General features: G+C 65.9%; 21 protein-coding genes and 1 tRNA gene. 19 read left to right on the forward strand and 3 right to left on the reverse strand.

Annotation, left to right across the window (positions count from 1 at the left end; all coding sequences use genetic code 11):
• Positions 1-33 precede the first annotated feature (33 nt).
• The 4 genes from NL126_RS12720 to NL126_RS12735 all read left to right on the forward strand — a co-directional run bounded on the left by NL126_RS12720 (position 34) and on the right by NL126_RS12735 (position 4,058).
• Positions 34-1,317 (forward strand): MFS transporter, encoded by a 1,284-nt coding sequence (locus NL126_RS12720; protein ID WP_255195250.1) that lies wholly within the window; start codon positions 34-36, stop codon positions 1,315-1,317.
• The gene (locus NL126_RS12725) at positions 1,308-2,171 is read left to right on the forward strand and encodes a DUF8173 domain-containing protein (protein WP_255195251.1); all 864 of its coding nucleotides are present in this window, start codon (positions 1,308-1,310) and stop codon (positions 2,169-2,171) included. Before NL126_RS12720 ends, NL126_RS12725 begins: the two co-directional genes overlap by 10 nt.
• A 30-nt stretch (positions 2,172-2,201) precedes the next feature.
• Positions 2,202-3,047: an SDR family NAD(P)-dependent oxidoreductase gene (locus NL126_RS12730; protein ID WP_255195252.1), complete on the forward strand. Its 846-nt coding sequence runs from the start codon at positions 2,202-2,204 to the stop codon at positions 3,045-3,047.
• A gap of 81 nt (positions 3,048-3,128) precedes the next feature.
• Positions 3,129-4,058, forward strand: coding sequence for an SDR family NAD(P)-dependent oxidoreductase (locus tag NL126_RS12735; RefSeq protein ID WP_255195253.1), 930 nt, complete (start codon positions 3,129-3,131; stop codon positions 4,056-4,058).
• Here NL126_RS12735 and NL126_RS12740 read toward each other — a convergent pair.
• A complete protein-coding gene (locus NL126_RS12740) occupies positions 4,055-4,558 on the reverse strand; it encodes a GNAT family N-acetyltransferase (RefSeq protein WP_255195254.1) in 504 nt (167 codons plus the stop codon). The two genes, NL126_RS12735 and NL126_RS12740, sit on opposite strands and share 4 nt — an antisense overlap.
• A gap of 87 nt (positions 4,559-4,645) precedes the next feature.
• Here NL126_RS12740 and NL126_RS12745 point away from each other — a divergent pair, with 87 nt between their 5' ends.
• The 12 genes from NL126_RS12745 to NL126_RS12795 all read left to right on the forward strand — a co-directional run bounded on the left by NL126_RS12745 (position 4,646) and on the right by NL126_RS12795 (position 14,488).
• Complete coding sequence (locus tag NL126_RS12745; protein WP_255195255.1) at positions 4,646-5,701, forward strand: anthranilate phosphoribosyltransferase; 1,056 nt, start codon at positions 4,646-4,648, stop codon at positions 5,699-5,701.
• Positions 5,702-5,777: 76 nt separating this feature from the next.
• A complete protein-coding gene (locus NL126_RS12750; RefSeq protein WP_255195256.1) occupies positions 5,778-6,341 on the forward strand; it encodes a diacylglycerol/polyprenol kinase family protein in 564 nt (187 codons plus the stop codon).
• 38 nt (positions 6,342-6,379) lie between these two features.
• A complete protein-coding gene (locus NL126_RS12755) occupies positions 6,380-6,952 on the forward strand; it encodes a peptidylprolyl isomerase (RefSeq protein ID WP_255195257.1) in 573 nt (190 codons plus the stop codon).
• Positions 6,953-7,087: 135 nt separating this feature from the next.
• The gene (locus tag NL126_RS12760; RefSeq protein ID WP_255195258.1) at positions 7,088-7,615 is read left to right on the forward strand and encodes an FxsA family protein; all 528 of its coding nucleotides are present in this window, start codon (positions 7,088-7,090) and stop codon (positions 7,613-7,615) included.
• Positions 7,616-7,853: 238 nt separating this feature from the next.
• Complete coding sequence (locus NL126_RS12765) at positions 7,854-9,809, forward strand: alkaline phosphatase D family protein (protein WP_255195259.1); 1,956 nt, start codon at positions 7,854-7,856, stop codon at positions 9,807-9,809.
• Entirely contained in the window at positions 9,806-11,620 is a 1,815-nt protein-coding gene (locus NL126_RS12770) for a metallophosphoesterase (RefSeq protein ID WP_255195260.1), read from the forward strand. Before NL126_RS12765 ends, NL126_RS12770 begins: the two co-directional genes overlap by 4 nt.
• Before the next feature lie 138 nt (positions 11,621-11,758).
• Positions 11,759-11,833, forward strand: a tRNA-Ile gene (locus NL126_RS12775).
• 171 nt (positions 11,834-12,004) lie between these two features.
• Positions 12,005-12,115 (forward strand): zinc ribbon domain-containing protein, encoded by a 111-nt coding sequence (locus NL126_RS22065; RefSeq protein ID WP_350355454.1) that lies wholly within the window; start codon positions 12,005-12,007, stop codon positions 12,113-12,115.
• Complete coding sequence (locus NL126_RS12780; protein ID WP_255195261.1) at positions 12,112-12,495, forward strand: hypothetical protein; 384 nt, start codon at positions 12,112-12,114, stop codon at positions 12,493-12,495. The genes NL126_RS22065 and NL126_RS12780 overlap by 4 nt, the downstream gene beginning before the upstream one ends.
• 142 nt (positions 12,496-12,637) lie before the next feature.
• Positions 12,638-13,048 (forward strand): ribbon-helix-helix domain-containing protein, encoded by a 411-nt coding sequence (locus NL126_RS12785; protein ID WP_255195262.1) that lies wholly within the window; start codon positions 12,638-12,640, stop codon positions 13,046-13,048.
• A 932-nt stretch (positions 13,049-13,980) separates the two neighbouring features.
• Positions 13,981-14,241: a type II toxin-antitoxin system HicB family antitoxin gene (locus tag NL126_RS12790; protein ID WP_350355503.1), complete on the forward strand. Its 261-nt coding sequence runs from the start codon at positions 13,981-13,983 to the stop codon at positions 14,239-14,241.
• The gene (locus NL126_RS12795) at positions 14,141-14,488 is read left to right on the forward strand and encodes a type II toxin-antitoxin system HicA family toxin (RefSeq protein ID WP_434084143.1); all 348 of its coding nucleotides are present in this window, start codon (positions 14,141-14,143) and stop codon (positions 14,486-14,488) included. The genes NL126_RS12790 and NL126_RS12795 overlap by 101 nt, the downstream gene beginning before the upstream one ends.
• A 685-nt stretch (positions 14,489-15,173) precedes the next feature.
• Here NL126_RS12795 and NL126_RS12800 read toward each other — a convergent pair.
• Complete coding sequence (locus NL126_RS12800) at positions 15,174-15,662, reverse strand: PD-(D/E)XK family putative nuclease (protein WP_255195265.1); 489 nt, start codon at positions 15,660-15,662, stop codon at positions 15,174-15,176.
• Positions 15,663-15,942: 280 nt separating this feature from the next.
• On the opposite strand from NL126_RS12800, the gene NL126_RS12805 reads away from it, so the two are divergent.
• The gene (locus NL126_RS12805; protein ID WP_255195266.1) at positions 15,943-16,620 is read left to right on the forward strand and encodes an IS6 family transposase; all 678 of its coding nucleotides are present in this window, start codon (positions 15,943-15,945) and stop codon (positions 16,618-16,620) included.
• Between the two features lie 365 nt (positions 16,621-16,985).
• A complete protein-coding gene (locus NL126_RS12810; protein ID WP_255195267.1) occupies positions 16,986-17,195 on the forward strand; it encodes a DUF5786 family protein in 210 nt (69 codons plus the stop codon).
• A gap of 155 nt (positions 17,196-17,350) precedes the next feature.
• Here NL126_RS12810 and NL126_RS12815 read toward each other — a convergent pair whose 3' ends face one another.
• Positions 17,351-17,548 carry a hypothetical protein gene (locus NL126_RS12815; RefSeq protein WP_255195268.1) on the reverse strand — a complete coding sequence of 66 codons (198 nt, stop codon included), beginning with the start codon at positions 17,546-17,548 and terminating at the stop codon, positions 17,351-17,353.
• Between the two features lie 267 nt (positions 17,549-17,815).
• Between NL126_RS12815 and NL126_RS12820 the strand changes: the two genes are divergently transcribed.
• Positions 17,816-18,103, forward strand: a complete 288-nt coding sequence (locus NL126_RS12820; RefSeq protein WP_434084166.1) for a winged helix-turn-helix transcriptional regulator — start codon at positions 17,816-17,818, stop codon at positions 18,101-18,103.
• The last annotated feature ends 55 nt before the right edge of the window (positions 18,104-18,158 follow it).

Consider the following 18,158-nt stretch of genomic DNA (forward strand, 5'->3'; position numbering starts at 1 on the left):
CCTTTTTGTGCACGCGTGTCGACACGACAGCCGATGTACCTGCTCCGGTTCCTCCGCGACGGCGACTGGGCCGCCGTCGGCGGCTACCTCCTCTACGTCGGCTTGCTGGCCGGTGGCTACTACTACAACGTCACGTTCGTCCAGCTCGGCGTGCTCGACCTCGGAACGCGACTGGTGGGGCTCTCGCGGCCCGCGGTCTCGACGGCGATGGCCGGGCTCGCGCTCGTTACGGCCGGCGTCGCCATCGGGTCGGGCGTCTGGATGGACCGCTCGGGGACCAGCCGCGACCTGTTCGCTCGCCTTCGCCTGACGTTCGGCGTCGTCGTCGTCCAGTTTCTCGTCGCGCTCGTCGCCCCGCACATCCGCTCAGTGCCGGTGTTCCTCCTCTGGCTCGCCGTCTCCGGCGTCACCATCGGGCTCGCCGTGCCCGTCGCGTTCAGTCTCATGGTCGACTTCGTGCCCGTCCCCGACCGGGGGTACGCGGCCGCAGCGGCCGCCGGCGGTGCGTTCTTCGCCGCCGCGCTCTACCCGCTGGAGTGGCGCATCGGCGCGTTCAGCACGGTCATGGTCGTCGCGATGCTCCCCGCGCTTCCGCTCTTGGGCGCGGCTGCGTATGGCAAACTCGGGTTCGTGAACGATCTCGCGGCCCGCGGTCAGCCGTACGCCGACGGGCGGTTCACTCGGGGTGGCGCGTCGCTCCCGATCACCAGCATCCGGTTCCTCTCGTTTCTCGTCCTCCTGTTCGGCGTATTCTTCGTCGACAGTTTCGGCTTCCTCCGCATCGTCGAGGAGCCGGCGCTCGTCGAGGCGTCGTGGCAGTCACCCGACCTCGGGGTCCACGCCACCATCGCCGTCGTCCACCTCGTCGGCGCGGGGATGGCCGGCGTCCTCTATGCGAACTTCGAGGAGGAGTGGCTGTTCCTCTGGACGTTCGCCGTCTTCGCCGTCACCCACCTCCTCTACGCGGTCGGGTTCCTCCAGGGGCCCATCGCCCGCGGTGGACTCGCCGAACCGCTGTTCTACGCGCTCGCCGTCTCCTTCTACACGACGCTCAACTTCGCGCTGTGGCCCGACACCGCGACGCCCGAGGGGGTCGGGACTCGCGCCGCCGTCGGTGTCGGCGCGGCGTGGCTCGCCACGTTCCTCTCGACGGCGCTCGCGCTCTACCTGAAGGGGACGGGCCTGTCGGTCCCCGAGCACTTCGACCTCGTGAACGCGCTCGCGCTCCTCCTGTTGCTCGCGACGCTCGCCATGCTCTACGTCCGTCGGGCCGCGCGTGCCGTCGGTGCGTCGGGGGAGGTGGTCGCGTGGAGGTGACGCCCATCGTGGTGTTCCTCGTCGCCGCCGCCCTCCTGCTCGCCGCAGGGTCGGGCGCGGACGTCTCCACGATGTCGGTCGTCCTCGACGGCGACCACACGTACGAACAGGCCGACGCGCTCGTCGTCGTCAACGGCACCGCGACGGTGCCTGCTGACGGTGGGGTGTCGAACGTGTTCGTCGCCGGCGGCACGGCCCGTATCGCAGGGACCGTCACCGGCGACGTGACCGTCCTTGGTGGCCGTGCGGTCCTCGAATCGGGGGCGGTCGTCACGGGAGACCTCGACGACATCGGGAACGGGGCGACGGTCGCGCCGGGTGCGACCATCGAGGGCCAGCGAACCAGCGGCGTCCCGCAGGTCGACCGCGCGACGAGCCCCGTGGGGGGGAGCCTCGTGGCGCTCCTGCTCGCTGGCGTGGCCGCGTTGTTCGCCCGCCGGGCCCCCCGACTCCCCGAGACGGTTGGGGACGCGGCCCGGACCCATCCCGTCGTCTGTTCGGTTGTGGGTTCGCTCGTCGCCAGCCTTCTGCTCGTGCTGTTCGTCGCGATGGCGTTCACGATCGTTCTGCTCCCGGTGAGCCTGCTCGGCCTGCTGTTCGGGCTGCTCGTCGTCGGCTACACTGCCGTCGCCTACGGCCACCTCCTCGGGTCGCGCCTCGCCCCGTATCTCGGATGCCGACCGGCGCTCGCCGCGGCGCTCGGAACCCTCCTCTACGTCGGGCTCCTGACCGCGCTGAACGCGGTCCCACTCGTCGGCGGTACCCTCGCGCTCCTGCTCACGCTCGTCGGGTTCGGCGCGACGTTCGTGACGTACTTCGGGCTCGCCCCGTACGAGCCGCCGACGCTGGCGTAGCTTCTTGCCGCGCCCGCTCCTTCGTCCCCCATGCCACGAACGGTCCTCGTGACAGGGGCGACGAGCGGTATCGGGCGCGTCGCGGCCGAACGCCTCGGCGAGCGCGGCTGGCGCGTGCTCGTCCACGGCCGGAATCGGGAACGAGGCGAGCGGGTGGTCGACGCCATCGAGTCCGCCGGCAGCGAGGCTGTCTTCCACCGCGCTGACTTCGCGGACGTCGACGCCGTCCGTAACCTCGCCGCCACGGTCCGCGAGGAGCCGCGACTCGACGCGCTCGTCAACAACGCGGCGCTCTCCGTGAACGAGTATCGCGAAGCCGAGGGCGTCGAGCTGACGCTCGCGGTGAACCACCTCGCGCCGTATCTCCTCACGCACGAGCTCCTACCCCTCCTGCGCGAGTCCGCACCGGCGCGGGTGGTCGTCACCGCCAGTGGGGTTCACTTCCGGGGGGAGATCGATCCTGAGAACCTCTCGATGCCCGACTACGACGCGCTCGACGCCTACGCACGCTCCAAGCTGGCGAACGTGCTGTTCGCGGTCGAACTCGCGAGCCGACTCGACCCCGCGGCGGTGACGGCGAACGCCTACCATCCGGGGTTCGTCCCCGACACGGGGCTCTACCGCGACAGCTCGCTGCCCGTCCGGCTGGCCACCCGACTCGCGAGTCTCGTTCCGGGCGTCGGCACCTCCACCGCGGCGGGGGCCGACGGACTCGTCTACCTCACGGACGCGGACGACGTCGCGGACGTCACGGGCGCGTACTTCGCCCGACGGGAGCGCGAAGAGCCGGATTCCCGTGCGCACGATACCGGCCTCCGTGAGCGGCTGTGGGACGTCTCCGCGGACCTCGTGGGCGTCGACCCGGATTGGCCGTAACCGTTCGACGCGAGCCGACGGGGTCGTTGCCCCGTCAATTGGCGGCCCAACCGTGAAGGCGAGCCGGCTCGTCGTCCGGATATGAAGACGGCACTCATCACCGGCGCGACGAGCGGCATCGGGCGCGACGCGGCACGGCGACTCGGCGGGCGCGGCTGGCGCGTGCTCGTCCACGGCCGGGACGAGGACGCGGGCGCTGAAACCGTCACCCTCGTCGAGGACGCTGGCGGCGAGGCGTCGTTCCACCGCGCGGACTTCGCGGACCTCGCGGACGTACGAGCGCTCGCCGCAGAAGTCCGCGAAGCGACCGACGAACTCGACGCGCTCTGTAACAACGCGGGGCTGACGGTCTCGGAGCCCCGCGCGAGCGCACAGGGGTACGAGCTCACTATCGCGGTCAACCACCTCGCGCCGTACCTCCTCACGCACGACCTCGCCGACCACCTCGCGGCCGACGCGCGCGTCGTCACCACGTCGTCCATCGCGCACCGGAACGGCGACATCGACTTCGAGCTGCTCGCCGCGGAGGGCCGCACCGGCGAGGCTGGCATCGTCGGACGGAAGGAACTCGCGCCGCTCCAGCGACTCGGGAACGCGACCGGCCTCACTGAGCTGACCGGGATGGCCGGCTTCGCGGCGTACTCGGACTCGAAGCTGGCGAACGTGCTGTTCACGCGTGAACTCGCGAGCCGGTTCGACGGCGAGCAGACGGCGACCTGCTTCCACCCGGGTATCATCCCCGGCAGCGGCTTCTCGCGTGACCTCCCGTTCCCGGTCTCCATAGGTTGGGACGCGGTCGAACTCGTCCCTGGCGTGAGCGACAGCGTCGAGGACGGCAGCGAGGCACTGGCGTATCTCGCGGCGGACGACGAGGTTGCCGGCGTGACGGGGGCGTACTTCGACGGGACCCGTGAGCGGCGACCGGCCAGCGGAGCTCGAGACGAGCGGGCCGCAGACCGCCTCTGGGAGATTTCGGCCGCCCTCGTCGACGTCGACCCCGACTGGCCCTAGTTCAGGTCACGACCGTACACCGCCATCTCGGTGTCGGCGACGTGGAACGGCTCGTGGATCACGCCCCAGCCATGGCCTTCGTAGAACGCCCGGGCCGGTGCGTTCTCGGACTCGGTGGTGAGTACCCCAGTCGCTCGTCCGACGCCACCGAACAGCTCGTCGTGGAGTGCAGAGCCGAGGCCGGTGCGTCGCTGACTCGCCTCGACGCCCAGTTCGACGAGTTCGAACGCGTCCGTCAGCCAGCGCGTGTACGTCTCGTCGGTCACGGCCGCGCGGAGACGGTCGTGGTACTGCTGGCCCGTCCGGGAGACGTGGCCGTACGTGAACCCGACGACGTGGCCGCTGGTGCCGATGGCGACGAACCCACGGTAGCCCTCCCGCTCGGTGTGGGTTCTGAACCGCTCGCGAACCGCCTCGACGGGTTCACCGTGGATGGTGCCGTAGAGGTCGGTCGCCGCCCGGAAGTGTGGTGTGTCGGCGGCAAGCGGGAGAAGCTCCATACCGACCCCTCGTAGCCGAACGGGATGAAGGGCGAGGGTGGCGCCGGAATGGGACGGTTTTAGTCACACGCGCCCCGACCCGGAGCTATGAGCGAATACGGCGACTGGCCGCTGAAACGGCTGATGACCGAGGTGGTCGGCTCGGGGCACAAGTCCGCCGACGACATGACCCGCGAGCAGGCGACCGACGCGATGCGACGCATCCTCGACGACGAGCCGGACCACACGACGCTGGGGGCGTTCTGGCTGGCGAACCGCTGGAAGCGCAACACGCCCGAAGAACTCGGCGCGTATCTCGACGTCATCGCCGAGGACGTCGAGGCGTACGCCCCGGACTGCGACCCGGTCGACTGCGGCGCGAACTACGACGGCAAAGGGAGAAGTGCGATTCTCGGCGTCGGTGCGGGCCTCGTGGCCGCCGCCGCGGGCACGCCCGTCGTCGCCCACTCCGGCGACCGCGTCCCGACGCAGAAACAGGACGCGTACAAGCACGTCCTCGACGAACTCGGCGTCGAAACCGAGCTCGCACCCGAGGAGAGCGCGGCGATGACCGACGAAGTCGGCTTCGGCTTCTACTACCAGCCGAACGTCGCGCCGCGGCTTCACGCGCTCGAAGCACGCCGCGGTCAGATGGGCGTCCGCACGTTCGTCAACACCATCGAGACGCTCGTCAACCCGGCGAACGCGTCGACGCATCTCGGCTCCTTTTACCACCTCCCCTACGCCGTCCGCATCATCGAGACGTTCCAGCAGACCGAGAGCGCGGCCGTCGACCGCGTCATCATGTTCCAGGGGATGGAGGGGTACGACGACATCCGCCCCGGCTCGACCACGGTCGCCGTCTGGAACGAAGGCGACGACGAGGTCGAGGACTTCACCATCGAGACGCCCGAGTACGGGATGGACTTCGAGGAGGACGACCTCGGGGTCGACGACGTGGCTGCCGACTCCGCGACCATCACCAGCGAGGTGCTTCGGGGCGACCGCGACGACCAGTTCGCCGATGCCATCGCGCTGAACGCCGCGTTCCGCATCTTCGCCCGCGAGGACTGCGAGACGCTCGACGAGGGGCTCGAGCTGGCACGCGAAGCTATCGACTCCGGGGCCGCGGCGGCGACACTCGACGACCTGCAGGCGTTCTGACCTGTGGCCGACGCGGCCAGCAAGTCCAAGTTCCTGCCCTCGGAACTCCGACCATGACACGCGTCGGTGGTCGACGGTGAGCGAACTCCAGCGCCGACTCGTTCACGCCTCGGGGTCGGTCGTCCCGCTCGCGTACGTCGCGGGTATCGCGACGTGGCCACAGGTCCGAGTCGTCGCCGTCGCGGGCACGCTGCTCGCGCTCGGGCTGGAGGCGCTCCGGCTGCTCGCGGGGTTCGACCACCCGTTCTACGACCGGCTCACTCGCGAGTACGAACAGGAGAACCTCGCAGGCTACGCGCTGTACGCCATCTCGGGGACGGTCGTCATGCTGCTCACTCCCCCCGAGGTGGGCGTTCCGGCCGTGCTGATGCTCACGCTCGGCGACCCCGTAAGCGGCCTGCTCTCGACGGGGGAGCTCCGTACGGTGAAGCGCCCGCGAGTGCTCGTCGGGATGTTCCTGACCTGTCTCGTGCTCGCGCTCCCGTTCGTCCCACCGGTCGCCGCGGTGTTGGGTGCGGTCGGGGCGACCATCGCGGACGGCGTGAAGCCCATTATCCGAGGGTACGTCATCGACGACAACCTGACGATTCCGCCCGCGGCCGCAGCCGGGTTGCTCGTGGGGCTGCGCGTCGTCGCCTGACCGGCACCCTTTTCGGCGCGCCGACCCCACCGCCGACCATGGCAGACAACCGTGAGCCCACCGACCGCGACAACCCGCGAGTGACGCTCCACACGACCCACGGCGACATCGAAATCGAGCTGTTCGCCGACCGCGCGCCCCGCACCGTCGAGAACTTCCTCGGCCTCGCGCGCCACGACCCGGCGGCGAACGGCGAGCCTGCGCCCGACACGAACACGTGGGCGGACCCCGAAAGCGGCGAGGTTCGAGGGGACTCGCTGTACACGGGCGCCGTCTTCCACCGCGTCATCGAGGGGTTCATGATTCAGGGTGGTGACCCGACCGGAACCGGGCGCGGCGGCCCCGGCTACGAGTTCGACGACGAGTTCCACGACGACCTCACCCACGACGGGCCGGGCCTGCTGAGCATGGCGAACGCCGGGCCGAACACCAACGGCTCGCAGTTCTTCATCACGCTCGACGCGACGCCGCACCTCGACGGCAAGCACGCCGTCTTCGGACAGGTCGTCGGCGGCATGGACGTCGTCGAGGAGATCGGCTCGCTCCCGACCGACCGACAGGACAACCCCAACGAGGAAGTCAAAATCGAGTCGGTCACCGTCGACGAGTAACCGCCTTCCGGCGATTTTCTCTCCAGTTCAGTCTCCCGGTGAGCCGCGGGTCTCGCACCCGGGGGGCGTCGAGTCGGTCGCGAGCCGCGCCGTGGACTCGAAAAGGGTTATGCGGTGCGGGCCGCTACGACCGGTATGGACCTCCGGGTCATCGGCGTTCTCCTGCTGATTCCGCTGCTCGACGTGATGCTACTGGTCGTGTTGGCGACCCGTCTTCCGGTGACGGTCGTCGTCGCCATCGTCGTCCTGACGGCGCTCGTCGGGATGCTGCTCGTTCGCGCGGAGGGGCGACACACCATCCGCAAGCTCCAGCAGAAGCTCGCACAGGGGGAGCCCCCGACCGACGAACTCGTCGACGGTGGGCTCCTGCTCGTCTCGGGCGCGCTGTTCCTGACGCCCGGCATCGTGACGGACCTCGTCGCGCTACTGTTCGTCCTGCCGCCCACCAGATACCCCATCCGGCTGGGCGTCAAGAAGTACGTCGTCACGCCGTACATCGACGCGAAGACGGGCGGCTTCGCGAGCGGCAACGTCTACGTCGGCGGCTTCCCCCAGGACGGTCCGAGTGGTGACGACGGCACCACCGTCGACATCGGCGACGACGAGTACCGGACCGTCGACGACGACGACACCGACGACCGGACACAGCCGAGCGACTCGTAGAAAAACAGCCACGGCTACCCGGCGGTAGGCTTAGGGGCAGGAGGCCGCCATTCCGGCTGGGTGCGGGGCTCCGACAGCACTGCGCCCACGTATCTCGCAGGGGGATGAGGTACATTCTCATCCCCCTGCCCCCGTCTGTCACCCTGTCGGACCGACCACTGCATCACTGTCCGGAGGTGTATATTTTTGGATACCTTAGCTAGAACCCTTAACCCCGACTGTCGGGCAGGCTCGGGTGATGCCCGAGGCAACCGAGGACGGAGGAACCGCCACCACACGACGCGCCGTGCTGCAGGCTGCCGGCGCCGGCTCCATGCTGGGTGCGCTGTCGACCCTGTTCAGTCAGGGGGCGGCCGCACGCCACCACTCGCCGACGCCCGCAGACGGGAACGACGACCTGTTCGACGTCTCGCGGGTCGACCCCGACGGCGTCTTCTCACAGTCGGTCGCGAGCGGTGGGCCGACGCCGAGTGGCGCTATCGTCTGGACGCGCGTCTCCGAGGCGGCGTACGAGGCGACCACGGACGTCGGACTGCAGGTGACGCCCGCACCGAGCCGGGATGCGCCCAACTCGGCGGCGGACTTCACGAGCGACGCGACGCGCCGATACCGTGTGCCGGCCGACGCGCTCGTCGCCGAGACGGACTACACACTCACCGTCGACCTCGACGGCGAGCTCGACGCAGACCGGTTCTACTTCTACCGGTTCGTCTTCGACGGTGATGCCACGGCGACGGGGCGGCTCCGGACGCTCCCCGAGCCGGACGCCTCGCCCGACCGCCTGAAACTCGCGGTCGCCTCCTGTAACAACTACCTCCACGGCTACTTCGGCGGGTTCTCGCACATCGCCCGCGAGGACGCTGACCTGCTCGTTCATCTCGGCGACTTCATCTACGAGTACGCCGGTTCCGGGAGCCAGCCCGGCCGTGACATCCAGCTTCCCTCCGGGAAGGACGTCGCGTTCGACCTCGCGGACTTCCGGCACCTCCACCGAACCTACCGGGCGGACCGCCACATGCAGGCCGCGCTCGAACGGCACACCCTCGTCCACACGTGGGACGACCACGAGATCGTCAACAACCGCTGGTGGAACTACGAGATGGACGCGCCCGAGACACAGAGCCACCCGAAGGGGGACGACCCCGAGGCGATGAAACAGCTGTACGTCGAGGGCATCAAGGCGCTCACCGAGTACCTCCCGTTCCGGGTCGACTACGACCCGACCGCGGACAGCCTGTTCGACCGGTTCACCCTCTACCGGTCGGTGCGGTTCGGCGACCTCGGTGAGCTGTTCATGACCGACGAGCGGCTGTATCGGTCCGCACCGCCCGAGGACGCGTTCGGCCAGCGCGACCTCGCGACCCCGCCCTCTCGGGAGGCGGACGACGCCGACCGGACGATGCTCGGGAACGCCCAGCGCGAGTGGCTCGTCGGCGGCGTCACCTCGACGGAGGCGACGTGGAAGCTCTGGGGGAACTCGGTGCTCAACGCCGCGTTGAAGGCGACGAACGCCGGGCAGGCGGGGAGCTTCTACATCAACTACGACGCGTGGGACGGCTACGAGGCCGAGCGCGAACTCATCATGGGAGCGTTCGCCCGCGAGGCGACGCGACGTGGGCAGGCGCTCAACCTCGTGACGCTCACGGGTGACATGCACGCGTACGTCGCCGCCTACCTCAAGCAGGACTACAAGTCGCTGGAGAAGCAGGGGCCGTTCCCGGGCGCGGCGGAGGACCGCGTCGGCGTCGAGTTCATGGCGCCGGGCGTGACGAGCGACAACCTCGGCGCGACCACGCCGACCCCACCCGACCTCGAAGAGGACATCGCGGAGGCGATGGTCGAGTCGCAGAACCCCCACGTCGAGTGGTTCAACTGGTCGCGCTACGGCTACACGATAGTCGAGCTGACCGACGACCACTGCATCTACACGGCGTACGACGTCGACCGGACCGCCGACGACGCGGCGGCACCGAAGACGCTCCTGCGGAGCTATCTCGTTCCTGAAGGGGATGTCGAACTCCGCGAGCTCTCGTCGCAGGGACCGACCAGTGTGGTGAACGGCGTTGAGGAGGCGACCGGGCAGGAAGCACCGGGAGCGGGAGACGCGCCCGACGCGCCGGCGTCCTCGGTCACCGACGAGTCGACGGACCCGCTCGACGGCATCGAGGAGCGCCTCCGGGGTGAGGAGCCGTGAGCGACCCGAGCCGCCGGGACGTGCTTCGGGGCGCGGGGCTGGCCGCGATGGCCTCGATGCCCGTCATCACCTCCTCGGCGGGGCTCGCGGGCGGCGAGGTGCCCGAGCGTCCGCGCGGCGTCCACATCGCCTACGGGCCGGACCCGGCCTCCACGATGACCGTCGGCTGGTCCGGGCCACCCGCGACCGGGCCGGTGGTTCGCTACGGTGAGCCGGGCGCGCCGAAGACGACCGTCTCGGCCGAGTCGACGCCCGTCCCGGGGAAGGGGTTCGTCACCTACGCCGCCCGGCTCATCGGGCTCGACTCGCAGACGACGTACGAGTACGAGGTCGACCTCGACGGGGCGACGCGCGGCCCGTTCACGTTCGAGACGGCGCCCGATTCGGGCGACAGTTTCCGCGTGACTGCGGTCGGCGACCACGGCATCGCGGACCCGGACAACCCCGGCCAGCGTGCGAACACCGACGACCCCGAGCGCGTGATGGACGCGGCGTTCGGTCAGGACCCAGCGTTCCAGCTCCTCGTGGGCGACATCTCCTATGCGAACGGGAAGCCCTCTACGTGGGAGCTGTACTTCGACACGTTCGAGGAGTACTTCGCGCGCCACCCGTTCATGACCGTCCCCGGCAACCACGAGGCCGAGCCCGGAACGGGCCTCGCGCAGTACGACGGCCGGCTCAACGACCTGATGCCGACGTACGACCCGCGGGGTGCCGACGACCTCCAGCACGAACCGCGCTGGTACGATTTCCACTACGGAAACGCGGCGTTCATCGGGCTGTCGACGACGACGGACGCCTGCGGCGACGTGGGCCGCGCCGAGGAGTACATCCCCATCTACGACCCACGGTGTGAACTCGACGGCCAGACCTACGGCGAGGCACAGGAGCAGTACCTCCGTGAGGCACTCCAGCGCGCCGAGGCGGACGACGACGTGACGTGGAAAGTCGTCTACTTCCACGGGCCGTTCTGGACCGACTCGCCGGACCACGCGCCCCGCCGTGACCTCCGAAAGCGCTGGGGCACGCTGTTCGACGAGTACGACGTCGACCTCGTACTCTCGGGCGACAACCACGTCTGGGAGCGTACGAAGCCCATCCGGTCGCGGCCCGACCAGGACGACTACGGCGCGGACGACGCGTGGGAGTGGGACGAGACCGACGTGGGGACGACGTTCGTGACGAACGGCACCGGGGGCACCTCCCACTACGCCTTCGCCTCGCCGGAGCCCTCGGACTTCCTCGCGCGCCGCACGAACGAGCACTTCGGCGTCGCGCAGCTGGACGTCGGCGAGGCGGCCATCGAGGTCTCGTACGTCACGCAGGACGGCTCTGTTGCCGACCGCTTCCGCATCCAGAAGGACGCGGAGGGTCGCCCCGTCCAGCGCGGCAACGACGACGCCGTGGCGACGGGCCTCCAGCTCTCGGGGACGCGAACCGACGACGGTCGGCTGTTCACCGCCGGACAGACGAACCAGGTCGACCTGACGGTCGAGGCGAGCGAGTCCGTCGCGGTCCGCGACCGCATCCCCGCGTCGTGGGAGGTCCTGGGCGGCGACCTCGACCGCTCGCGTGCGGGCGGCGCGGTCGAACCCGCCGACGGCGACACGAAATGGGTGTACCTCGACGCCGATGACGGGTCGGCCACGTACTTCGTGGAAGCTCCCGAGGGGCCCGAACAGACTGGGCAGTACGCTTTCGGGCCGTTCCAGGCGCGCCCGGCGGACGGCGAGACCGGCTGGCAGGTCGTCTCGGGCACCGAGGGTGAGGCGACGGTCGTCGGCGCGAGCCAGTCCACGTTCGGGCTGTAACACGGACTTCGGTTGGGGGCGTTTCGTCGCTCCGTCTCCCCAATTCTGCAGTGTGGGTATCGCTAGCGCGGACACGTGCCGTCTGCCGAAACGAAACCGTTAAACGAACCACCGCGGTACGTGGAAATGCGCCAACCTGGGCCAATAGCTCAGCCAGGTATGAGCGCTCGGCTGATAACCGGGAGGTCCTCGGTTCAAATCCGAGTTGGCCCATCCAAAAACGGGCCGGCTCTTAGCCGTTCCAAATCGCGGCGGAGACCTCCCCAGCCACCTAACTTCGGACGATAACACTTCTGAGCGACGGCTTCAAAATCCGTGTCTCAGGAGGATAACGGACGGCCACCCCTCACGTCGGGTGGTTTCCGTAGCCGGAGGTGGGTCACGGTGAGGCGATTCTGCCCGCGATGCGGAAACCGCCTCAACAGAGGCACCCCTCCCGGCTCCGGCATCCCCCGAGACTACTGCCCCGACTGCGACGGAGGGCCGGGGCGATGACCGACGATCTCGACTTCCTCGCCCAGCTCGACGAGAGCGGCAGCGCCGAGCGAGCGCGCGAGCACGAGGTCGCCGTCGGCCCGGTCGAACCCACCGGACCCTTCATCGTCGCATTCGAGGACAGCGAGAGCGTCCACGAAGTGACGCTCCGGCGCGACGGCGATGACTGGCACGGCGACTGCTGGACGCTTCATGACGACGGCAGCAAGCACGAGCGGTGCAAGGGCCTCACCTACTCCGACGGCCCCTGTGCCCACCTGTACGCAGTTCGGCAGGCCGTGGCTCGCGACGAGGTCGACGTGCTCGACGCCGTCGAAGAGCGAGCCGAGCACCACGTCGAGCGCGTCATGGCCGACGGTGGACGGAGGTGGAGAAGATGAGCCTCGCACGCGCACACCCGCCCGCTCGCGCGAGTTCTCCGTCCACCCCCCAGGGGGTGTCCTACGAACTGCCGACCTTCGGGGTAAACCCAGCACCGTGTGGTGGTTTCGCCGTGTCTTACGAGCGGGGTGTTTGTACGGCATGAGCGGGAAGACCATTCCCGGCTCCGAGCGCGAGAAGAAAGTGACCGTTCGCGTTCCCCAGGACCTCGCCGACGAGTACGACGCTCGATGTGACCAGCTGGGTGTCTCTCGCTCCGAGAGCGTTCGTACTCACATGCGGCAGGCCGTCGACGCACCTGATGAAGACACAGGTGGGCGCGTCCCGCCGAGCGAAGACGATCTCGCCAGAACCTACGAAGCGCTGCTGAAGCTCACCGGTCCAGGTGGTGGGTTCCTACGTGACGATCGGGCGAAGCAAGCTATCGCGCAGGCGCTCGGCGTCGACAAAGGACAAGCGTGGGCGTTAGTTCGGCGACTTCGCGAGCGCGGTTACGTAGGCCTCACGACTGACTCCACGATGCGGTTTACCGGGGTGAAAGTGCGAGCGTGAGTGGATAGAACGTCAAATCCAACTTTTTAGTACAGTACATATCGGGCAGAACTTCTTGATTATCGGCTCTGTCGTGTACCCAGAATCTGACAGAACCTGTGTGCTGAATATAGAGGCTGTATGCAGCATGCTACCGTCTTTTATTCCAGCCAGTCTGCGATGGATCAGCCACTATGTAGAGCGGCTTATGTAATGTACATATCTTTCACAGTCATCTGGCGTTCACTTCCGTGTCCCACTGCCAGCGAGCCACCCGGTCAGCCCAAGCAGTATCAGCCCCGAAACGCCCGTAATAACAACCGGTTCTGTCGGGGTGTGGGTCGCTCCGGAGAATTTAATTCCCCATTCTATCCAGTGAATACCGACTATACTGAGGCCCCCAGCCACGCCGAGATGCCACCCGGTATGGTGGGCGTCGGTTGCCCAGCGATGAACGAGGTGCGCAGCAGCGGTACCGACCAGTCCGAGAAGAAAGAGTTCTGTGATAAACACCACTGGCTCAACGGTTTGTGGGTAATTCAGCCACAGTATCGTAGTAAGTCTCGTCGGATTGAATCTAAGTAGAAGGGTGCCAAGTGGAGCCACCTCTCGAAGACCGTACACCCCTGCAAGGAGTACCGTAGCGAGAGTGGTATTCCGGATATACGAGTTCCACCGCGTATGCATCACCCATATTTCAATCAATTATGTAATTAATGTGTTGTCTGCACTGAGCGATCATCCCTTACGCACATCGAGCCAGCTCGCGTGCCACACTCGCGCGCTGTATTCAGCACGCCCGCTGAAACCTCACCGGGTGCTGTCAGGAGCGGCGTGACACAGACAGAGGCTGTATGCAGCACCAGCTCTCGGACTGGCCAGGTTGTACGGCGGAGAACAAAGTTAGACCGTCCGAACGCTTATTGATGGTCACGAACTCAGTTCGCATAGAGATGGCCAGCACGACTCGCGACAACCGTAATGGCGGGGTTGAGTTCATCCACGAGGATGATGGGCGGGTCACCGCGAAGGACATCGAGACGGGTGTGGCTTCCTTCGGCGACGATCGTGCGGAAGCATTGCGGATGCTCGCTGACGCACTCGATGCGTACTATGGAAACGGCGAGCCCGTTGACGAGAGCGAACTGGCCGCAGAACTTGGTCTCGACGAGGCCGAAGCCGGAAGCGAAGGCCGTCCGCCGTGGGACACGTAGCGTGGGCCGAACGACGTTCACAGGTCGAGAAGTTGCGAAGGTGCTGATGAAATTCGATTACGAGCCGAAGTCACGGACTGGGAGTCACCTCACACTAGAGTACGTCAATCCCGACACTGGCGAGGTTCGACGGCCAACTGTTCCACTCCACGGAGAGATTCCTCGTGGAACACTCGGAAGTATCGCAGAGCAATGCGGTGCAGAGGATTTCCACTCATTCTGTGAGTGGATCGACGACCACTGTTAGATGTCGTCTCGCAGACGGTTCCTTCGCTAGCGAGAACCGTCCGACGTCAACACAACGCCCCAAACACTGTCAGATGCGGCGTACAACACGCAGAGGCTGTATTCAGCACCGATTCGTGGTGTGCTACTTATTCTCTTTTCTGGTCGAATTCCCCGGCATATCGTCCGAATCGACAGAAGACATTTATTCTACAGGACTCGCCGTAACGTATGGTCCCCTCCCGTCGTCGGCTCCTGAAGTATGCTGGTGGGGCGGTCGCCCTTGGAGCCGGGGGACAGATGACTCGGTGTGTTTCTGCCGAAATCACGTCAGTCACGCACCGAATAGCGGAGGAGTTCCCGTACAACGAATTTCTCATCGTTACGGTGGATGTGAAATCCTCTGTTGCCCCTGTCCTTCGAGCTTCGGTCACTACGTGCGATGGCACAGAAACTCGAACGAAGAAACTCACCACTGGACAGTCAGAATATACATTCGGCCCGTTCGGCCATCACTGCCTCAAAGACTACACGGTTCGGTTGGATGGATGCCCGTAGTCGAGGAGGCAGTCTCGACCACTACGGCCTCTGTATCGACCGGGCCAATCGGCTCGTTACGACCACTCGCTCGTGACCGATACGCGCTATGTATTCAGCACGCCACTGAAAAAATATCAGAAATGAAGGGTTTCACCAGAGCCAGATTTTCAGAATACGATATCGACGGGAAGCTTCTGCTGTAGGTTCCGGTCGGGGTTGTCGTGACCCGACTCGTCCCACCCACCGGTGCCGACCTCCTCGGTCGCCCACCGCCACACTGTCGACGGCTTCACGCGCCGAATCTCCAGCGGCCCGCCGTCGGCGTCGAGCAGTACGAACACGTACCACGCCGTCTGCCCCTCCGCGGACGAGGCAGCGATGAGCGAGCGCGTCTGGCCCTTCCAGACCCGGAACCGGCCAGCCACGTCGACGTAGCTGTCAGGGTTTCGCCCGTCGATGCGCGTTTGCGCGGTCTTGACCTCATACTTGGTGCCGCGGTCGGGGTGGCGCAGGTCGTACCAGTTGGCCTCGTCCGGGGTGTGCCGGACACCGAACAGTTCCGCCACGAGGATTTCACCGAACGTCCCGTTGTTCCCGCCGGCCCGTTTGTCGGCCCGGCGAATCATCTCCCGCGTCACGTCCTCGATGCCGGTCATGCGTAGCTCTCCGGCACTGGGTCGTAGGTGTCGCGGTCTTCCGTGTCCGGCTCGGTGAGAACCGACCACACGTTGAGTTAGTCGTTTCCTTGATGCGTCTTAATTCCTCAGTAATTATCTACTGGTATTCACTTTGTGTATTAGCCACTCTCGGGCTCGCCAAGCTTTCTGGACCGAAATTGACATAATCTAGTTAAATTATCTGATAATAATACTTGTCAGGCACTGTCTAGTTAAGTCAGTTTGAGAAGCGAGCAGGCCGTTGAGTTTCTTGGTCAGAATGCTCGCAGACCTGCTCAGCGAGTGCTTTGCAGCGGATTTAGAAGAAACTTGGGAGCGTGAGCGGACGGCGACGCCCGTCAGGGCGTTCGCCGTCCGGCTTCACGCGACCGGGTGTTCGCTCAGGGAGACAACGTCAATTCTCGCTGAATTAGGCGTTGAACGCTCTCACGGGGCGGTTTGGAACTGGGTACATCGGATCGCTGACAGCGTTCCCGACCCGCCGACGGCGTCGCCGTCGCGGGTCGCGGTCGACGAAACCGCTGTCAAAATCAACGGTGAGTGGTCTTGGTTGTACGCTGCAATAGACCTCGACACAAAGCTGATTCTTGATGTCGCGCTGTTTGGTCGGCACGGTACCGATCCGGCGGCTGCATTTCTGTCCGGCCTCGCCAAGAAACACGATCTCTCAGACACCGTGTTTCTCGTCGACCAGTTCGGCTATCGGACTGCCCTCTCTCGGCTTGGGCTGAGCGGTCAGGTCGACTACACCGACCGAAACCTCATCGAAAAATGGTTTCACACCCTCAAAATGAGAGTCGACCGCTTCCACAATTCGTGGGTGGGCAGTCGGCGGAGCGTTCGCCAGTGGCTTGCATTATTTTCGCATTATTACAACTATCTCAGACCGCACCAATCGCTCAACGGACGAACCCCGGTCGAGGAGGTGCTAAACTAGACAGTGCCACTTGTCAGATTATGTCATACCAATGTCGGACTCACATCTTGGGCATTGCCAGATCTGATGTCGAGGGAAGTTTGGGTGCTCAATCGGTTCTGGGGGTTTGCTGTTTTGACCGCAATTTGGACACGCCATACAGGGTTAAGCGGAGTTGGTGTAATTTATAATTAATGATAAATTGGAGTTTATGTATAATTGGAGTTTATTATTTGTAGACATTTATCCGCCCAACCGACTCGCGGGACTCTATCTCGTGGTCGAGTGGACAATTATTGAGCCGGTCTGCTTGCTACGCCGGCGAGCATCAACGCCGCCTCGAATCGTACCCGGTACTTATTGCCCCTGCCCGTCCAGGGTATAGTATGGGATTTGGGAGCTACGACGAAGCCGAGCAGCAGAAGCAGGCGACGAACACCCCCGAGGACGACGACGTCGAGGTCGACGAACAGGACCGGGGCCACGACGGCAAGTCCACGTTCCAGATGGACGGCTCCACAGACGACATGCTCGCCCAGCTGAAGACCATCAAGGCGAACGCGAAAGCTGCCGAGGACGCGACGGACGACTCGTAGCTCCCCGACCTGATTCTACCGCGGCTCGTGACTGCTGCAGAGTACGAGGCTCAGCCAGCGATTATTTTCCCGGGTAGCAGCTGTTCCCACCAGTGATGGCGCTCCCGCGTCGCGATGACCTGCCGGCCGACCTCGCCGCCGCGCCACTGGACCGTTCAAACCGACTTGCAGCGGTAACACACCGGGAGGATCTCGTCGGCGGTGACGCGCGAGGTTTCGGCGGCCAGCTCACCACACTTGACGCAGGTACCGAGGTCGACCGCCCGGCAGTCGTCACAGAACACCGAGTCGATGCCGACAGCTCTGGCCTCCGGGCTTCCGCACTCCCCGCAGACGACTCGGTGAGAAGACACGGATACCCCGACACAGCACTCACTGATAAATCGACCGGGGGACGATACCGGAACTGGCACACGAGTACGGTGTTCGACGGACAGATGTGCACGTCGTGGATTGCGCCGATGACGACTGTCTGTCTAGAGTGGGGGCCACGTAGACAGTCGTACACGACGCCGTACACCCCACCCTCGACCTGGTGGGTCGGGTGGCAGGTCACGCCCGGTGCTACCGGGGCGTGTCGGTAGAACTTTCATCCCGCCGTCGGTAGCGTGCGCATCATGATAGAGCGGCTGGAACGACAGCTAGGCAAGGAGGAACGCGACTTACAGATCCTCGACGCTGTCATCCACAACGGTCCCATCGGCATCGTGAAGCTCTCCCAGGAGACGGATATCCCGCAGCACAAGGTCCGGTACTCGCTCCGGATGCTGGAGAACGACGAACTCATCGAGGCGACGCCGCAGGGCGCGATTCCAGTTGACGATATCGCCGACCGCGTCGAGGAGATCAACGCGGGCATCGACTCGCTCGTCTCGCGGCTCGACGCGCTCTCGGGCGACGACGCGTAGACGCTCCGGTGCATCCTCGCCCCCGTGTGGGTCCGGGCGGCAGAACGGACGGGGA

Origin of the sequence: Halorarius litoreus, assembly GCF_024362405.1 — an archaeon.
GTDB lineage: Archaea > Halobacteriota > Halobacteria > Halobacteriales > Haloarculaceae > Halorarius > Halorarius litoreus.